Raw genomic sequence first — 17,823 nt, 5'->3', positions numbered from 1 at the left:
TCTGTAATAGCTTGTTCAATTGGTTGCTTTAATTGTATGTTCTTCTCTATTGCAGGTATTGATCTTATTTGGCTAAAATCTAAGTCTTTATGTTTTTAAAGTTTTGTCAATACTTCTTTGTTATCTTGTGTTATTCCTTGTAAACATGATCTGATAATTAAGCTCAGGGGTGTTTCTATTTCTCCATTTTGGTTTCTTTTCCAGCAATTAGGGTTAAGTTCTTGATTTAATAGTCCTTTCGCTTGGTAAATATTTCCGCTAGAAAGAACATTTAACAACTGTTTTCCTTTTTGTGCTCTTTCTAATTCTAGTTTTATTGTATCCTCAAATCCTCTTGCAATACAATCTTTAGGATCTTTATCTTCACAATTTCTAACATCAGTTTTTATATCTGGGTGCGTGAGCAATATTTTTACTATATCTTTAGCTCCAACTTGGCAAGCAATATGTAAGGCAGTATTTCTTTGTATCTCGGATGTTCTTATCTGCTCCTTCACTCCATCATAGTACTCTTTCAAAATCTTGAAACCAGCATTTTCATCATGACGTCCTACCACATCATCAGTAGTAAACCATATAGGTTCATTATCATCATCTTTCGTTACTATCTTATTACTGTCAATGTACTTGAATTTATTAGCATTTATTGATCCCCATCCATCTCTTAGTATAAAGTGCTTGGAACCCGAAGAATCATCACGTCCTATTTCTTTTCCAAGGTATCGAAAAACCACACGATCTTGGCTGTCTTTCTTTTGCCTTTCCTTATAAACAGGTTGCTTACCTTGAACGTTAATTTTGATATTATTGTTCTGTATGAGTAATTTAGCCATTTTCTCTAGCACAGGTTGTTTATCATAGCTGGCATCACAGGCCCTAGCAATAGACATCAAAGGTGTCATGCCCTCCTCATCAAACGCATTAACATCCGCACCTTCTGCTATAGCTTGTTTAAAAGCTTCTAGATTTTCATTATCAATAGCTTTAAATAACTGTTTTGTAAGCGGTTTTGGAGTTCTCTGATTATATCCGTAACCAGCAGTACTTGTTCTATTCCTTCCATAAAGCATATTAAACCTACCTAATAATTTACTAATATAATTATGAAAAAGAAAAGGAAAATTGCAAGCGATTTATTCAAAATCCTAGAATTAACTACAACTCTAAAAACTTCTCTGCATCAAGTGCAGCCATGCACCCTGTTCCTGCTGCAACTACTGCCTGACGATATACCTTATCTTGAACATCACCTGCAGCAAATACTCCTGCTTTACTAGTTAAAGTTGTTCCAGGTTTTGTAATTATATAACCCTGCTCATCCATTTCAACAAAGCCTTTAAAAATACCTGTATTTGGTGCATGCCCAATTGCAATGAACACTCCATCCACTTCTAACTCTTGAGCTTCCGTTGATTTAACTATAATACCAGTAACTTTTTTTGGATTTTCTTCTCCAAGAATCTGCTCTACGGTGTGGTTCCACATTACTTTTATTTTATCATTTTTAAAGAGTCTATCCTGCATTACTTTTTCCGCTCTCAATTTATCACGTCTGTGTATTAATATCACTTCTTTGGCAAATCGAGTTAAAAATATCGCCTCTTCAACAGCGGTATTTCCACCACCAATCACAGCTACAACTTTATTCCTAAAAAACGCACCATCACAAGTTGCACAAGCTGAAACTCCGTAACCTTGAAATTCCTTTTCACCCCCCAGACCAAGCCATTTTGCTTGCGCACCAGATGCAATTATAATTGCATCTGAATAGTAGTCATTGATATTACCAGAAGATCTAAACCTATACTCATTAGAATCCTCAAGTTGTTCAACGCTTTTTATCTCATCATCTATTATTTTTGCTCCAACCTTTTCTGCATGCAATCTCATCTGCTCCATTAGTTCTGGACCCTGTATTGAAACAAAACCAGGATAGTTTTCAACATCTGTAGTAATTGTAAGCTGACCACCAGGCTGCATTCCCGTTACTACAATTGGCTCTAAGTGTGCACGTGCTGCATATATAGCGGCAGCATAACCCGCTGCTCCGGATCCAATAATAAGAACTTTTGTACTAAATTTATAATTCTTCACTGTATGAGTTTAGATAATCAGCTACTCCTTCATCGCTTGCCTGCATTGCTGGCTTACCTTTCTTCCACCCTGCTGGACATACTTCACCATGCTCCTCATTATGTTTAATTGCATCAACGATTCTAACGAATTCATCGATATTACGCCCTAAAGGCAAATCATTTATCGATTGATGACGTACAATAAATTTATCATCAATAACGAAAGTTGCTCTCAGCGCAATTGAGTCATCATATAAGACCCCATAGTCTCTTGATATAGACTTTTTGATATCAGACACTAGAGTGTAGCTAACCTCTCCAATACCACCATTATTAACTGGAGTATTTCGCCATTTATAATGTGAGAACTTTGAATCTACACTTACCCCTATAACTTCAACACCACGTTTTGAAAAATCCTCTATTTTATTACTAAATGATATCAACTCAGTTGGACAGACAAAGGTAAAATCAAGTGGATAGAAAAAAAGGACAGCATACTTATTTTTTATGCACTCACTCAGACAGAAATCATCAACAATTTCTCCGCCGGAGAGAACAGCTGAAGCAGTAAAATCGATAGCAGATTTTGTTACAAGATTCATAATTGACCTATTCTTTTAAAATAACTTCAATTTTACATCTTGATGAACTTATATGCAAGTTTTCTTTAGTTTTAGCCCTATAAAAACTTCCTAAAATAGCTCTTCTTTTTTACCGATAAGATACAATCTAGTTTCACTTTATGATGGTGTCATCCTGCTGCTCCTTTCTTGTCATCCCGCTAACAAGCAGCGGGATCCAGGATTTTGATTGGGTTGGTAAGCATAAAAGTATAGCTTCTACGTCATACCGTGATTTATTCACGGTATCTCACATAGATCCCGCTAACAAGCAGCGGGATGACGATTGTCAGGCTAGCTGTCATCCCAGTTTGGAATCCAGGAAAAAGAATGGTGTCATCCCAGTGCCCAGACACTGGGATCCAGGAAAGTTTGCTTGTAAACAAGCAAACTAGCATTGAAAGTGGTTACAACGTTTTCGATGAGATTATATGGAAAACTGGATTCCAGTGTCAAGCACTGGAATGACACCTCTCTTGGGCTCTTTTAGCTATAAACATTAAGAAATTTACCAAGTAAAAAAAAGGCAAAAGAAACCCTGGTCATTGTCTATTTTCAGTATTGGCGTTTTTTAAGCCTTAAACGTTGCAATTTAGCTGCTTTTAAGTGCAACTAACTTTAGCTAAAATGTTTAAGAAATTTACTAAGCAGAAAAAAAGGCAAAAGAAACCCCGTGGTAATTAGTGTTCACTCCCTAATCCTGCAAATTGGCGTACTATACTGTCTTAAACGACTTATAAGCGCGTTTCAGCTTATATAGGTAAAAACCCAGAAATGTTGTGAAGACATAAGGTGCACATAGTGCAAAAAATTAAAAATAAGACGCCAACTACGTTGTTTTCTTGCTGTTTAATCTGCACAGATGAAGATAACTGAATACCTTCAGTTTCATGATAAGGGGGGTGGCGAGGTTTGTCAAGGAAGTTTCTATATAACATTTTCTAAAATAAATAGACTTCTCGCATCCAATTTCGGCAGCGCGTGACACACAATTGCAATGACAAGGTGTTGCAAGATAAACATCATATTCACACGAAATACTTGACTTCACTTGTACTAAGAAGCATTTTATATATGTTGTGTGCCCGTAGCTCAGCTGGATAGAGCAACAGCCTTCTAAGCTGTGGGTCGTAGGTTCGAATCCCACCGGGCACACTCTTCTATCAATACTTTCTATAAATCTTCAAGTATTCTGGCACCACATTTTCAATTGCTAATGGTCGAACCTTCATTGTTTCAAGGTCAGCTGACTTTTCGATTGAGCTATTCATCATAACTTTCACCTGATCTTGAGTAAGCACAGGGTTCGTATCTCCGGTTATTGGTTTTAGCAGCATAGAAATAATTTTATTTTCTAAAAAGAAAGCTATTAACTTTGCCATTGGAAAAGATACATTGATCAACAAGCACTTTCTGTTAGTAACATTCAGAATAAACTTCAATAAGCTTTTGAAAGAGTAAACCTTTGGTCCACCCATGTTATAAATTTTCTTGTCTTGCTTATTAAAACTGATAATACGATATACCACTTCAGCTAAGTCTGTTACACATATTGGTTGAAATTTAGTTGTTCCATTGCCAATTAGCGGCAAAAAAGGAAGAATAGTTGCTAGTCTTGCAAATTTATTAAAGAAGTTATCTTCCTTACCAAATACAAGGCTTGGCCTAATTATTATTGCTTCTTGAAATGCTGAAGTTACAGCTTTTTCACCTTCCAATTTACTTTGAGCATATTTTGACAACTTGCTATTTTCTATTCCCATAGCAGAAAAATGTATCATCATAGGTACATTTTTCATTTTTGCAGCTTTTGCTATCCTTTCAGCTATTTTAACGTGAACAGCGTAAAAATCGTGCTTTTTTGCTTCATATAATATTCCCACTAAGTTTATAGCTACATCACATTCTTCCATACCCTCTAGAACTGATTTTTCATCAAAAAAATCGCCTTTAAATATCGATATTTGTCCTAAATTGCCACACAATTTTAAATAAGCAGCTTTTTCCTGATTACGAGTGAATATCTTTATTAAATATCCTTCTTCTGCCAAGCGTCTTACGATGTGTTTCCCTATAAACCCCGTTCCACCAAAAATAATTACACGTTTTGTCACGATTAAAGTTCCTAATAATTTGTTACTGTAAATTAATACAATGATTTTGCTTAATATTCTATTATGAATTCCCGTACAATAAGATCCATTTTCATTCCTTGTGAACCTTTAACTAGAATTGCGTCATTATTCTGAACAATGTTAGCTAAATCACTTTTCAATTGATTAGAATCATTAAAATGTGCGCCTCTTATATTATCTGGCAAAAGCTCATGTAATTCTAACATAGATTTACCAACTGTATAAACTTTATCTATATTATTTTCTGTGATAATCTTAACCAAATCTGTATGGAATTCTATGCTCTTATCACCAAGTTCCAACATATCACCAAGCAAAGCTACTTTTCTCTGATTAGAATATGTACTCAAAGTTTTTATTGCAGTTTTCATCGAAGTAGGGCTGGCGTTATAGGAGTCATCAATTAAATGTATATATTTTTTATTGTATTTGACCTTATGAATATTGCCTCTACCTTTCGTTACACTAAAATTCTTAAGTGCAAGTGGTAATTTTGATAAATCAAGTCCGAGGCTCTGCACAACTACTGCTGCAACAAGTAGCGAATAAGCAAAATGCTCACCTTGCACACGTAAATTACAGTTTATAGTTTGATTATCACTCAGCCTGATTTTTAAATTTAGCCCGTCATCATTTCTTATTAGGTCCAACAAACAAACTTCAGCATTTTTATCTTTACCGAAGCTTATTACATTTCTATTGGCATGTGATGAGAGATAATCATAATATTTATTATCTCTGTTCAAAATCAAAGTACCGTTATTTTTCATACCATACAGAATCTCTAACTTCGCTTGTGCAACGTCAAATAGTGATGAAAAATTTTCAGTATGTGCAGGTTCGATGTTGGTAATAACTGCAATATTCGGATTACTAATCTTTGATAATTCTTTTATTTCACCAGCTTTATTCATTCCCATTTCAAGGATTAAGTACTGGCAGTTTTTTGGAGCTTTTAGAATTGTCAAAGGCAATCCTATATTATTATTTAAGTTACCTTCGTTTGCATGGGACACTCCATATTGCGATAAAACAGTGTGCAGCATATCCCTTGTAGTAGTTTTCCCGACACTGCCTGTAATTGCAATAACTTTAGCGTCAACAAGAACATTTCTAATATAGTATGATGCCATATCGTGCAAAGCTTTCAGGGTATCTTGTACAATAACGAGAGGAAAATTTTTATATTTACCCTCACTTACTATTGCAGCTACTGCCCCTTTTAAAAACGCTTCATGCAAAAAATTATGGCCATCAAAATTCTTTCCCTTGAGTGCAATAAATAAATCACCTTTTTTTATGCTTCTTGTATCCGTTGAAATATTTGAGCTATGTATCCAATTACAACCATTTACGTCTCTTCCGCCAGTTGCATCAATGATATTATTTGTGCTCCATTTAAACATAATTTAGAGAGTATTCTTTATAATAAATTGAACAATAAAAGTAGCGAAAATACTACATGTTTTAGACAATGTACAAATAATGGTTGCAATCCCTATAATTCTATCTTACAATGGATATAGAAGTTTAAATTTTTTCGTCTATAATTAAAATGTATTTAGTTGTAGAAAGTACCTTGGAGGTATGTATGTTCACAGGAAAAAATGAAGAATCTACTTCTATACTAGCTAAAGTTGGTAATGCAGCTTCGGGAGTAGGAAGTTTTCTGGGTAGAGGTGTAAAAGTTCTAGTCAAGGGTGCAGTGTACCCTATATGGCCAAAGAATTGGTTTAAGTCCTGGGATGAAATGCGGCACGACATAAAAAATGGCGGACGTTCTATTATTGGCAACCCACTTGAAGAATATGATCCACCTATAGAAACCACACAAGCTAGTGAGGATCTTGGTGTCCAAATAATGGAGCAAAAGAAAGGAACAGGAAAGGTAACTTTTTTAGCATCAAGGACTCTGACAGGGGATATACCCTATTTGACGCCAGAACGATTAGGTAAAATAAAGCAAAACCTGCCAAATGTAACTATCTTTAAAGAAGAAAACAAAGTTGTAATTGAAGTTGATGTTAAAAAAATAATTGAAGACATCAAAAAGAACAATCCAGGAATTGATGAGAAAAGAATAAAAGAGCTTGCTCTTGAAAAAATTGCTGAAGGAGCTGAAGGAGTTGGTGGCAACCTTAAAAAGCTAGCAAAAATTACTGGCGGAGAATTTAAAGTTCACACAGACTTAAAATTGCTGTATGGTATTGCAGAAAAATTGTATAAGGAATATGATGATCAAAAGCAGTTATCAGAAGCTGCGAAACCTGCAAGTAGCGAAGGGTTACTAAAGGCTGGTCAGTCTTCAGAAACTCTGGCTTTATCTGCTAGTGATAGGGGTAAGGCATTGGAAGCTGCTGAAACATTTGTAGATAGTAGTAGAGGAGAGTTATTAAAGGAAACTGCAAATTGGCAGAATAAAGTTGAGCAGGGTTCTGAAAATATAAGGAGTAGGGGGTAAAGTTATGAGTTATAAGGGGAGTATTATGAATGAAGTTAAAATAGAGGAAAGACATCATAGTTTAACTGTTCCTGGGGATATGTATTACTTACAACCAGGAGTTATTACTGGAAAAAGGGTAAATGGAATAGAAACCTCTTTGAAAGAACAGCAGAACATGGTAAAAGCAAGGGAACTTGTAAGCTCTTTAAATCTTGAAAATGCTTCTGGTGAAACGATAAAACCACTATCTACACCTAATGTAGAGAAAAACGAAGGAAGAGGGAAAGGTCGCTCTTAAAATATGAGCAATGAAGTTTATGATAGCAATAACATCTTTGCTCAAATATTAAGAGATGGGTTACCTTGTGAGAAGGTACATGAAAATGAAAATGTACTAGCTTTTCGCGATAAGTACCCTGATGCACCAGTTCACATTTTAGCTATACCCAAAAATCAATATATTTCATACGATGATTTTATTCTAAAAGCTTCTGAAGAGGAGATAATAAGTTTTTTCAAAACTGTTAGAGAAATAGCACACAAATATAATCTAGAAAAAACAGGATATAGATTAGTTACTAACTACGGTGAAAATGGAGAGCAGGTTGTACCACACTTTCACGTGCATATTTTAGGTGGTAAAAAGTTAGGAAAGCATGTAAATTCATAGTGTTATATGTTTTGTTAAATGAGCGAATACTTAACCATAGTAATTTTTATCTGCGTATCAATTGTAGTATCTTTTGCTTTAGGTATATTGCCTATGTTTCTTGCAGTGAGTAAGCCAGATGGTGAAAAGCTTTCCACATATGAGTGTGGCTTCAATCCACTATCCAGTGCAAGAAAAAAATTTGACATTAAATTTTACCTAGTTTCAATATTATTTATAATATTTGACTTAGAAATTGCTTTTCTTTTTCCTTGGGCTGTTTCTTTATCTAAGATAAGCTATGGTGGATTTTGGTCTATGATGGTATTTCTTGCAATACTCACTATAGGTTTTATCTATGAATGGTGTAAAGGTGCATTAGAGTGGGAGTAGTTTATGACAAATCAAATTCTATCTAATGATGACTGGGGTCGTTATAAAAAAGAAGGGTTTCTTGTTACTAAATTTGGTGATTTAATAGATTATGTAATGAATTGGGCAAGGTCTGGTTCATTGTGGCCAATGACATTTGGTCTTGCATGTTGCGCAGTTGAGATGATGCATACTGCATCCAGCCGTTATGATCTTGATAGATATGGCATAATGTTCCGTGCAAGCCCACGTCAATCAGATGTGATGATTGTTGCTGGCACACTAACTAATAAAATGGCAGCAGCATTGCGCAAGGTTTATGATCAAATGGCAGACCCGAAGTATGTTATTTCTATGGGAAGTTGTGCAAATGGTGGTGGTTATTACCATTACTCTTATTCAGTAGTCCGAGGCTGTGATAGAATTGTGCCAGTTGACGTGTATGTCCCTGGATGTCCACCAACTGCTGAGGCGTTGCTATATGGAATGCTATGCCTACAAAACAAAATAAAACGAACTCAGAATATAAAGCATGGATAAAACTGCAAGGCATATACAAAAAAAGACCAAGTGTGAGTGCATTCAAAAAGATGATGGCATTATTGTAATATATTCAACTTTAGATGAAATTGAAAAGCACTTACTCTTTCTACGTGATGATGAAAAGTGTAGGTTTGAACTATTAGTTGATATTTTTGGAGTTGACTATCCAAATAGAGAGAAGCGTTTCGAGCTAATATACAATCTGCTCAGCATTGTGCATAACATTAGAGTACACATAAAGCTTCAGTTATGTGAAAGCGACATACTTCCAAGTGTAGCGAAGATATTTAGTACGGCTTTGTGGTTTGAGCGTGAAGTATTTGATATGTATGGAATAGAGTTTTTTGATCACCCCGATTTGCGTAGGATTCTAACAGACTATGGATTCAAAGGTCATCCAATGTTAAAAGATTTCCCTCTCACTGGTTATGAGGAAGTAAGATATGATATAGAGGCAAAAAAGGTTGTATATAATCCTATAGATTTACCGCAAGATTTTCGTATGTTTGATAGCCTATCGCCTTGGGAAGGTAAAACCATAAAAGTAAATACAAAGGAGTAGAAAATGATAGTACAAAGAAAAAAAATATCTTTAATCGGTGCAGGAAATATCGGTGGAACTCTCGCCCATATGATTGCACTAAGGGAACTCGGTGATGTTGTTTTACTTGATATTAGTGATGGAATACCACAAGGTAAAGCACTCGACATAGCAGAGTCATCTTCCATTGATGGGTTTGATGTTAACTTAGTTGGTATAAATAAGTATGAAGACATAAAAGACTCTGATGCAATTATAATAACCGCTGGCATTGCCAGAAAACCAGGAATGAGCAGGGATGACCTCCTGCAAACCAATGCTAAAGTAATGAAGGAGGTTGGCGAAAATATTAAAAAATATTCTCCAAACGCGTTTGTAATAGTGGTTACCAACCCTCTGGATGCCATGGTTTCAGTGGTGCATAAATTTTCAAACCTTCCAGCTAATATGGTTGTTGGAATGGCAGGAGTGCTTGATTCTTCCCGTTTTCGTTATTTTCTTGCAAGAGAGCTAAATATTTCCGTTGAAGATGTGTCTGCCTTTGTGCTTGGAGGACATGGCGACACTATGGTACCACTAATCAATTGTGCTTCAGTTGCTGGCATTCCACTTACCCAAATTATCGATATGGGTCTCATTACGCAGAAAAAAGTTGATGAAATAGTGAAGCGCACTCGCAATGGCGGTAAAGAAATAGTTGATTTGCTTAAGTCTGGATCTGCATACTACGCTCCTGCATCTTCAGCTATATGTATGCTAGAGTCATATTTAAAAGATAAAAGGCGTATATTACCATGTGCTGCTTACCTTAATGGTGACTATGGCGTGAAAGATTTGTTTATTGGTGTTCCTGTAATTATTGGAAAAAATGGAGTTGAAAAGATCCTAGAAGTTAAAATGAATGATAGTGAACGAGAAATGTTCGATAAATCTGTGAATGCAGTGAAAGAACTAGTGAAATCTTTAGGTTCACAAACAAATTAATGGTTTTATAGAGTTTCTTTATAGCTCAGCTTTGTAAATAGCCTAAAAAAGTTGCTTGTGGTTATCTCTGCCACTTTATCGGGTGACTGATTCCACAACTCTGCCAAACAATCAACAACGTATTTCACCATTGCTGGTTCATTCTTTTTTCCCCTATAGGGCTCGGGTGATAGATACGGTGCATCAGTTTCGACTAAAACACGCTCGCGCGGTACATTTTTTGCAATTCCTCTGAGTAAGCTCGCATTTTTAAAGGTAATGATCCCAGAAAATGAAATGTATAATCCTAAATCTATAGATTGATAAGCAAGCTCTTTAGAAGAAGCAAAACAGTGCATCACTCCACCAAAAGTACCGGTTTTCATTTCTGACTTTAACATATCAATCATCTCATTATCAGCATTTCTAGTGTGAATAACTAAGGGTAACCCAGTAATTCTTGCTGCCTCTATGTGCGATGCAAAACTTTTTTTCTGATTGTCTTTGTTGCCAGATTTATAAAAATCTAACCCGGTTTCGCCGATACTAATTACCTTTTGATTTTTGGTAAATTCAACTAATTCATCAACATGTATACACTCACCGTTTTCTATGGCAGCATCAAGTGGATGCACACCAACAGAGGAGTAAACTTGATCATAGGATGAAGAAATTTTTAGTAATTTAGGAATATCATTAACGCTTATGCATATGTTATGCAAAATCTTTACACCATTTTGCTCTGCCCTTGAAATTACTTTTGGTATTTCATCATCGGAAAAATAAATCAAGTGGCAATGAGAATCTACTATCATGAGCTTATTGTTGAGGCTTTTATTGTAGAAGAAAACTCTTCTATCACTGTTTTATAAACTTCTTTTTTAAATGATATAGCACTGGCTACTAAACTATCTACACTTTGCCAACGCCACTCTTTGAACTCTGGATGATCAGTATAATTAATATCAATATTCTTATCCTCTCCACAAAACTTCATTAAGAACCACCTTTGCTTTTGACCAGAATATTTTCCATTCCAGCATATTGGTATAACTTCTTCAGGCAAGTCGTAGTATATCCAATCTTTGTTTTTAGCTATAATTTCTGCTTTATCTGTACCAACTTCCTCTAGCAGCTCACGTAACGCTGCTTGTTCCAGTTCCTCACCATCATCAACCCCTCCCTGTGGCATCTGCCAGTAAGAGTCGCTATCAAAGCGTTTTCCAATAAAGACATGTCCTTGTTTGTTAAATAGCATTATGCCAACACAAGGACGATATTCACTTTTCTGCTTAATCACAAGCATCCCCTGTTGTTAAATTATTTGTTATAGAAGTTTTAATTAATTTTCCATTTTTTTCTTCCTTCATCTCTTCAACAATTTTCTTTGCAACTTCCTTTGCACTTAAGTTTGAGTTATCAATTTCAAGTGTACCTCCAGGTATAAATAGCTTTTTTCCTTTAATTTTCTTCGTGGCATAGTTCGAATCAGTAATTTTATTTTCCTGGTGCCTTTCTTCTGATTGAACACGCCTTACTAGTTCCTCATTATTACAATGTAGTACCACAGGAAGAATTTCCGCACCCATTTTTTTACTTAAATTTACCACTGAGTTGTATATCTTCTGATCATAGGGATCACCCTCTACCAATTCATTTGTAAATATATAATGTTTTGATTTTACGTAATATTTTTCCAGTATTGCTAATATATTTTCTCTGACTGCAAAAATTTTTTCCCATAGGTCATCTGGAACTTCAGCATTCTGTAATTTAACAATATCAAATATAATATTATTGAATAGATTATTGCTTACTATCACCGCATCAATGATTTTACACAGTTCCTTTGCAGTAGTAGACTTACCACTACCTGGAAAGCCGATCAAGTAGATGAGAGTCTTGCCCATAATGAATATTAGTAAAAAGCTATTCTCAATTATATAAAAAGTATATACATTGTACATGCTAAAAACATGATGATAAAATAGATGCAGGTAATACCTTTAACGAACAGTCGCGTTGAAAATAGATACTGTCTTTACTGTCAACAAATTATTTGACTAAAAAGATAAAAAATAACAAAACAATTTAAGATTACATCTTCTATAAATTAGTGTAACTGTGCTTTTAGTTTATATAGGCGCACAGTTACACTAGCTTATCATCGTGTCTTCTTATACAATAAGGCTTATTTTGTAAGATAACCGAGTATCTCTATCAAAATGAAATGGTAGGGTACAACCTATATAGCACTAGAACTCTAAGCACGGTCTTTTATGTTAAATAGTATATATTTCAAAACCGTTGAGCATAAGCTCATGTTACTCCTTACTGTTAAAATTATTTTACTAAATCACTATTGAATGGTTGATTGTTTTTAAGAATACCAAAAAATACATGCATTATTAGAGAGAAGCCGGATGATGGGAAACTATCAAGTTCGGTTTTGAAGTCGAGTGGGGAGAGGTGACTTTTTCCACTTAGATAACAATACTCCAACTACTGATATTCTAAAGACGAAGAGATTTGTTTCATTTCCTGCAAGACAATATTTGAGTGACAAATCACCAATGCCGGAGGATACAATTGCCCCAAGAATCTTAACTCCAAGAGGGCTTTTAGTCTTTGCTGGTGCACCTAAGGTAGGAAAAAGTGACTTTCTTATTTCTTGGCTATTTCATATGGCAGCAGGAGTTTCATTCCTTGATATGGTGCCTAAGATGTACAGTCCTAGAGTGTGATGGTATGATAAAATATGAGAAAAAAATACCATCAAAGGAGGAGTTATGGGACAAATATTACATGGGTGCGCCAAAACAACACAGACGATTCGTAGAGCAATACAAAATAGAAAAGAGAGCATAGCAAAACTCTCCAAGCATTATAACCTTAATCCAAAAACTATTATTAAGTGGAGAAAACGTTCATTTACGAAAGATGCTGATATGGGTCCAAAGCATCCAAGATCGACTGTTTTAACGCTAGAAGAGGAAGCTATAATAGTTACATTTCGCAAGTATACACTACTGCCACTAGATGATTGCCTTTACGCTCTGCAGTCTACAATTCCGCATTTGACTCGCTCTAGCTTGCATCGTTGTTTACAAAGACACAACATTAGCAGATTACCAACTGTTGATGGAGAAGTTAAGTCAAAAAAGAAATTCAAACAATATCCTATCGGTTACTTTCATATTGATATTGCTGAAGTTAGAACTGAGGAGGGCAAATTACATTTGTTTGTTGCTATTGATAGGACATCCAAATTTACCTATGTTGAGTTGCGTAACAGTGCTACAAAACCCATAGCTGCTGAGTTCTTACGTAATTTGATTAGAATTTTACCGTATAAAATCCATACTATTTTGACAGATAACGGTATACAATTTACAAACCAGAAGCGTCATAAGTATGCTTTCCAACACATATTTAATAGAGTTTGCGAAGAGAATGTTATTGAACATCGTTTGACAAAAGTTAGCCATCCTTGGACAAATGGGCAAGTTGAGCGTATGAATAAAACTTTAAAGGATGCTACAGTTAAGAAGTATTACTATCAATCGCACCAGCAACTTAAAGAACACCTTTATAACTTTGTTATGGCTTATAATTATGCAAAGAGACTCAAAACTCTTAAGGGTCTTACTCCTTATGAATTTATATGTTATCAGTGGACACAGTCTCCAGAATTATTTATACTAAATCCACACCATCACACTCTGGGACCATACATCTAAGACCTCTTTAAAAGCTTTAACACATGGCTTAAACGTTGGCTATGATCTACTTTTTATAGCTAAAGTGGCTTAGGTTTACCTACAATTTGAAAAACAACAAATTCGTCATTCCGCTACTCGTTAGCGCCGCGGCGGTATGACGTAGGGAAACCTTTCTTGGGTTAGGTGTGCCGTAGAGACACAAAGAATGTTCAAGTAATACCAATTCTCATTGTTGACCAGTCAAATAGGAGACATTGCAGAGTTGTTTAATTGTGGAGCTGGCAAGAGAAGTAATAAATTTGCACAAAGCGCCCTCAAGCAAAGCAATTGTATCGTATATTTTATTGCGCAAAATGTTCTGTTTTATATACAACCAAAGCCTCTCAACAGTCAGGTGAGTATGGAGGTAGGTATATAATGTCGATATTTTTAGGTACCTTTAAATTTTTTGACCTATGCCAACTAGCACAGTCCATAACGAGAAAAGCCTCTCGTGTTTCTAGATATTGCGACATCTGCTCAAGAAATATGTTCATGCAATCAGTGTTGACATTTGAGCTAGAACTCTCTCCATTTCTAGGATTAACCGCACTATAGAGATAGAAATTTTGCCTACCTAATTTTGTTTTAACCTGTGCCCTTTTTAAACCACCCATGTCCAACCTTTGAATGTGTGCCAAACCGTGATTCATCAAAGAAAAATAGCTCTTTTTCTGGATACTTGCTAATAGCTCCATTGAGATTTTTTTTTGAATTCCTCTTGTTTGCTTTTATCTTGTTCATTATGAACTGGTCTTGGTGTAATATATGAGAATTTCATCTTTTGCATATGGCGGTGTACTGTAGATTTACTGATATTTAATCCGAACTTTTCCTGGATTCTTATTCTCATTTCTTTAATGGTAATATTAGGATTTTCTTCTATCCATGCTTCAATTTGTTGTAGTTGAGCCTGATTTAATTTAGTTTTTCTACGGCGTTGTGGAGGAGCAAACAGTTTTTCTTCTCTGCCAAATTTCAAGAGTTTTACCCACGAAGTTAGTGCGCTTCTTGAAATGCAATATATTTTTGCTACAGCCGTTATACTGTACTTTTTTGCTGCAATTACAGCATTTAGTTTTTTTGAAACATATGCATTATTCCTTACTTTCTTCAGCATTTCTTTTGCTGATTCTACTACTTTTTCATCCAATAATTTTGATCTTAATGCCATTTATACCTCAACTATTTTACTTACTTCATTATGGCTTTTCTTCCATTATTGTCCATCTATTTGCCGTGTAATGGGAATTGGTATAAGAACTATAACGGTATTTATGAACGAAATCATTTGTGGTATAACTTCAAAGCGCTATATCCGCTACCACAGACCGGCAATTAAGTTTGCTAAAGCGCAATAGTATTATCGGACAGTTGGAGTTTAGAACGCATGTTTTCCGGTTACAAGTGCAGAAGAAGAAGGGAGCAAGTTTTTACTAGGAAGTATCTGAACAACTGTGGAATTTAAAATACAAGCCAATTTTAGAAAGGTTTAGCGTTACTCACCACTACAAGGTAGAAGATTTTACCAACCAAAAAGTTATAGGATTTGGTGTGGCAGAGCACTATGTTCATTTTGAAAACAATTTAGATTTAAGGCAAAAGGACGCAATACACGAGTTAGAAAGTTACATTTTAGTGTTTTACCCAGGGTGGCACGAACATCGTCATTTAAACAGAAGTTGGGAAGAGAAACGGGTGATATGTTTAATAACCTAATCATATATTTTTATATCTTCATATATTATATTAGTATTTAGTTAAAAAAGGTGTACTACGCGAAAAAAGACTTGCCTTTTTATGCTAAAACGCGCATAACTTAAATAGTAGCAAGTAAATAAAAAAAATTGATCTTGCACTAAAGTGAGCCAAATTAGGCGACTTTATGTATGTTTTTATAGTGAGGTATGTATGGTGCGCCAAGAAGTGCTTGGAGAACAGTTGGTGAAAATCCAACACAAACAAAGTCTAGCCAACAGTTTGGAACAGACCACTATGTTGCATGAGGTAACGAGTGTAATAGAGCTAGTGGGATGGACAATGCAGGGTACAACGAAAGTGAAGGGATTGAGTTCCGAAATACCTGAAGACATAGAGGTCGACATTTTCATGGCCATGGAAGACAGCATGAAGGATAACGTAAAGGCAAGTTATCACTCACTCTATCGGGATCTGAGACCGTGCCATGTATTGAAATGGACTTCAAGTGAACTTGGGAGATCCTATGCATTCCTACAAAGGTACGCTGGAACAAGTCAACAAAGGCAAGAACTAGCGGAAGATGCAGGGGAAGTCGGACTGATTGATAGTACTCAGAATGTGGGAAAGCCACGTACAAGGGGAAGCGATCAGCAATATAGTAACTGGAATAGGGATTGCTAGGCCAATACAACGGAGGTTGGAATAACATGCAAAATAAACTAAACCAGATAGCAGTAAGAGCAAAGCAAGATAAGCGACTAAAATTCACATCGTTAGTCCATCTGATAAATACAGAGAATCTTGCGAGATGTTATAAAGAACTGAAGCGTAACAAGGCTTGTGGAGTAGACCAGATAACAGTGGAATCATACGGAGAAAATCTGAATGAGAAACTCGAAGTGCTAGTAGAAAGTATGAAGAGGAAGCAATATCAACCACAACCAGTAAAGAGGGTATATATACCGAAAGCTGGAAGTAAAGAGAAACGCGGACTCGGAATACCATCGACCGAGGATAAATTAGTACAGATTATGCTGAAGAAGATATTAGAAAATATTTACGAGGCAAACTTTCTGGACAGCTCATATGGATTTCGACCTGGAAGAAACTGTCATCAAGCGGTAAATGCACTAGATAAAGCAGTTATGTACAAGCCAATAAACTACATTGTAGAAGTGGATATCAAGAAGTTCTACGATAATATACAGCATAAATGGCTAATGAGATGTCTAAGGGAACGAATAACTGACCCAAATTTGCTGTGGTTAGTAAAGCGGTTTCTCAAGGCAGGGATAGTCGAAGCTGGAAATTATGAAGCAACAAAACAAGGTACACCCCAAGGTGGTATAGTAAGTCCTGTATTAGCAAATATATACTTACATTATGTGTTGGATTTATGGATAGAAAAGAAATTTAAACCAAGATCCAGAGGATATATACAACTAATAAGGTTTTGCGACGATTTTGTGGTTTGTTGCGAAAGTAAGGTAGACGCGGAAGAATTTCTGGAATTACTGAAACAAAGGCTAAATAAATTTGGGTTGGAAGTATCTGAAAACAAGACCAGAGTAGTAAAGTTTGGCAAGAGGGAGTGGCAACAAGCGATAAGAGAGAAACGAAGGACGGAAAGTTTCAATTTTCTGGGGTTTACGCACTATGGTGCAAAAAGTCGTCGTGGTAGATTAATAATGGGACATAAAACCTCAAAGTTAAATCTAGCCAGAAAACTAAAAGAAATCAAGGAGTGGTTGAAAATAGTCCGCGGAAGTATTCGACTTAAAGATTGGTGGCAAGTACTGAAGGCTAAATTAACAGGACACTATAACTACTTTGGTATTAGCGGAAATTATTGGTGTTTGAAACAATTTTACACATCAGTAAGAAAGCTAGCATTTAAATGGATAAATCGGCGTAGTCAGAAAAAGAGTATGACCTGGGAACAGTTTGTACACTACGTAGAAGTAAATCCATTACCAAAGCCAAAAATACATTTTTCTTTATATGCATAAGAGGGACG

The 17,823-nt window shown here is 35.6% G+C and carries 19 protein-coding genes, 1 tRNA gene and 2 pseudogenes; 13 read left to right on the top strand and 9 right to left on the bottom strand.

Features of this window, described 5'->3' with window-relative positions:
- Positions 1-95 precede the first annotated feature (95 nt).
- The 3 genes from ACQH1X_RS07200 to ACQH1X_RS07190 all read right to left on the bottom strand — a co-directional run bounded on the left by ACQH1X_RS07200 (position 96) and on the right by ACQH1X_RS07190 (position 2,680).
- Positions 96-1,070, bottom strand: a complete 975-nt coding sequence (locus ACQH1X_RS07200) for a hypothetical protein (protein WP_425386123.1) — start codon at positions 1,068-1,070, stop codon at positions 96-98.
- 85 nt (positions 1,071-1,155) lie between these two features.
- Positions 1,156-2,094, bottom strand: a complete 939-nt coding sequence (trxB, locus tag ACQH1X_RS07195; protein WP_425386122.1) for a thioredoxin-disulfide reductase — start codon at positions 2,092-2,094, stop codon at positions 1,156-1,158.
- Positions 2,081-2,680: a peroxiredoxin gene (locus ACQH1X_RS07190; RefSeq protein WP_425386121.1), complete on the bottom strand. Its 600-nt coding sequence runs from the start codon at positions 2,678-2,680 to the stop codon at positions 2,081-2,083. Before ACQH1X_RS07190 ends, trxB begins: the two co-directional genes overlap by 14 nt.
- A 1,099-nt stretch (positions 2,681-3,779) precedes the next feature.
- Between ACQH1X_RS07190 and ACQH1X_RS07185 the strand changes: the two genes are divergently transcribed.
- Positions 3,780-3,853, top strand: a tRNA-Arg gene (locus ACQH1X_RS07185).
- A gap of 8 nt (positions 3,854-3,861) precedes the next feature.
- Here the strand turns inward: ACQH1X_RS07185 and ACQH1X_RS07180 are convergent.
- Both ACQH1X_RS07180 and ACQH1X_RS07175 read right to left on the bottom strand, forming a co-directional pair.
- Positions 3,862-4,812: a complex I NDUFA9 subunit family protein gene (locus ACQH1X_RS07180; protein ID WP_425386120.1), complete on the bottom strand. Its 951-nt coding sequence runs from the start codon at positions 4,810-4,812 to the stop codon at positions 3,862-3,864.
- A 50-nt stretch (positions 4,813-4,862) separates the two neighbouring features.
- Entirely contained in the window at positions 4,863-6,239 is a 1,377-nt protein-coding gene (locus ACQH1X_RS07175) for a UDP-N-acetylmuramoyl-tripeptide--D-alanyl-D-alanine ligase (protein ID WP_425386119.1), read from the bottom strand.
- Between the two features lie 185 nt (positions 6,240-6,424).
- On the opposite strand from ACQH1X_RS07175, the gene ACQH1X_RS07170 reads away from it, so the two are divergent.
- The 7 genes from ACQH1X_RS07170 to mdh are packed head-to-tail and all read left to right on the top strand — an operon-like array spanning position 6,425 to position 10,365.
- Positions 6,425-7,294: a hypothetical protein gene (locus ACQH1X_RS07170; protein WP_425386118.1), complete on the top strand. Its 870-nt coding sequence runs from the start codon at positions 6,425-6,427 to the stop codon at positions 7,292-7,294.
- 25 nt (positions 7,295-7,319) lie between these two features.
- Positions 7,320-7,574 (top strand): hypothetical protein, encoded by a 255-nt coding sequence (locus ACQH1X_RS07165; protein ID WP_182367681.1) that lies wholly within the window; start codon positions 7,320-7,322, stop codon positions 7,572-7,574.
- A gap of 3 nt (positions 7,575-7,577) precedes the next feature.
- Positions 7,578-7,946, top strand: coding sequence for an HIT domain-containing protein (locus tag ACQH1X_RS07160; protein ID WP_425386117.1), 369 nt, complete (start codon positions 7,578-7,580; stop codon positions 7,944-7,946).
- A gap of 18 nt (positions 7,947-7,964) precedes the next feature.
- Entirely contained in the window at positions 7,965-8,318 is a 354-nt protein-coding gene (locus ACQH1X_RS07155; protein WP_425386116.1) for an NADH-quinone oxidoreductase subunit A, read from the top strand.
- A gap of 3 nt (positions 8,319-8,321) precedes the next feature.
- Positions 8,322-8,837 (top strand): NuoB/complex I 20 kDa subunit family protein, encoded by a 516-nt coding sequence (locus tag ACQH1X_RS07150; RefSeq protein ID WP_164224545.1) that lies wholly within the window; start codon positions 8,322-8,324, stop codon positions 8,835-8,837.
- A complete protein-coding gene (locus ACQH1X_RS07145) occupies positions 8,830-9,402 on the top strand; it encodes an NADH-quinone oxidoreductase subunit C (protein WP_425386115.1) in 573 nt (190 codons plus the stop codon). Before ACQH1X_RS07150 ends, ACQH1X_RS07145 begins: the two co-directional genes overlap by 8 nt.
- Positions 9,403-9,405: 3 nt before the next feature.
- Positions 9,406-10,365, top strand: a complete 960-nt coding sequence (gene mdh / locus ACQH1X_RS07140) for a malate dehydrogenase (protein WP_425386114.1) — start codon at positions 9,406-9,408, stop codon at positions 10,363-10,365.
- Between the two features lie 5 nt (positions 10,366-10,370).
- On the opposite strand, the gene ACQH1X_RS07135 is transcribed toward mdh, so the two are convergent.
- Genes ACQH1X_RS07135 through ACQH1X_RS07125 form a run of 3 tightly spaced genes read right to left on the bottom strand, consistent with a single transcriptional unit; the run spans position 10,371 to position 12,233 of the window.
- Positions 10,371-11,159 carry a TatD family hydrolase gene (locus ACQH1X_RS07135; RefSeq protein ID WP_425386113.1) on the bottom strand — a complete coding sequence of 263 codons (789 nt, stop codon included), beginning with the start codon at positions 11,157-11,159 and terminating at the stop codon, positions 10,371-10,373.
- Positions 11,156-11,650, bottom strand: coding sequence for an RNA pyrophosphohydrolase (locus ACQH1X_RS07130; protein ID WP_406832574.1), 495 nt, complete (start codon positions 11,648-11,650; stop codon positions 11,156-11,158). Before ACQH1X_RS07130 ends, ACQH1X_RS07135 begins: the two co-directional genes overlap by 4 nt.
- Positions 11,637-12,233, bottom strand: a complete 597-nt coding sequence (locus ACQH1X_RS07125) for an AAA family ATPase (protein WP_425386112.1) — start codon at positions 12,231-12,233, stop codon at positions 11,637-11,639. The genes ACQH1X_RS07130 and ACQH1X_RS07125 overlap by 14 nt, the downstream gene beginning before the upstream one ends.
- Positions 12,234-12,803: 570 nt before the next feature.
- On the opposite strand from ACQH1X_RS07125, the gene ACQH1X_RS07120 reads away from it, so the two are divergent.
- Together ACQH1X_RS07120 and ACQH1X_RS07115 are read left to right on the top strand one after the other, a co-directional pair.
- Entirely contained in the window at positions 12,804-13,088 is a 285-nt protein-coding gene (locus tag ACQH1X_RS07120; protein ID WP_425386111.1) for an AAA family ATPase, read from the top strand.
- A 45-nt stretch (positions 13,089-13,133) separates the two neighbouring features.
- The gene (locus ACQH1X_RS07115) at positions 13,134-14,084 is read left to right on the top strand and encodes an IS481 family transposase (protein WP_425386110.1); all 951 of its coding nucleotides are present in this window, start codon (positions 13,134-13,136) and stop codon (positions 14,082-14,084) included.
- 208 nt (positions 14,085-14,292) lie between these two features.
- On the opposite strand, the pseudogene ACQH1X_RS07110 reads toward ACQH1X_RS07115, so the two are convergent.
- Positions 14,293-15,279 (bottom strand): annotated as a pseudogene (locus ACQH1X_RS07110) (IS630 family transposase).
- Positions 15,280-15,363: 84 nt separating this feature from the next.
- Between ACQH1X_RS07110 and ACQH1X_RS07105 the strand changes: the two are divergent.
- From ACQH1X_RS07105 to ltrA, 3 genes and pseudogenes are all read left to right on the top strand, one after another.
- A pseudogene (locus ACQH1X_RS07105) lies at positions 15,364-15,824 on the top strand (phage tail protein); the annotation flags it as partial.
- A gap of 276 nt (positions 15,825-16,100) precedes the next feature.
- Positions 16,101-16,487: a hypothetical protein gene (locus ACQH1X_RS07100; RefSeq protein WP_246433168.1), complete on the top strand. Its 387-nt coding sequence runs from the start codon at positions 16,101-16,103 to the stop codon at positions 16,485-16,487.
- A gap of 26 nt (positions 16,488-16,513) precedes the next feature.
- Positions 16,514-17,815 (top strand): group II intron reverse transcriptase/maturase, encoded by a 1,302-nt coding sequence (gene ltrA, locus ACQH1X_RS07095; protein WP_425385808.1) that lies wholly within the window; start codon positions 16,514-16,516, stop codon positions 17,813-17,815.
- Positions 17,816-17,823 lie beyond the last annotated feature (8 nt).

The sequence above is a fragment of the Wolbachia endosymbiont (group A) of Barypeithes pellucidus genome, from assembly GCF_964030885.1.
Taxonomy (GTDB): Bacteria; Pseudomonadota; Alphaproteobacteria; order Rickettsiales; family Anaplasmataceae; genus Wolbachia.
The sequence above is the reverse complement of the archived record's forward strand: the minus strand, read 5'-3'. Positions and strand labels throughout refer to the sequence as shown.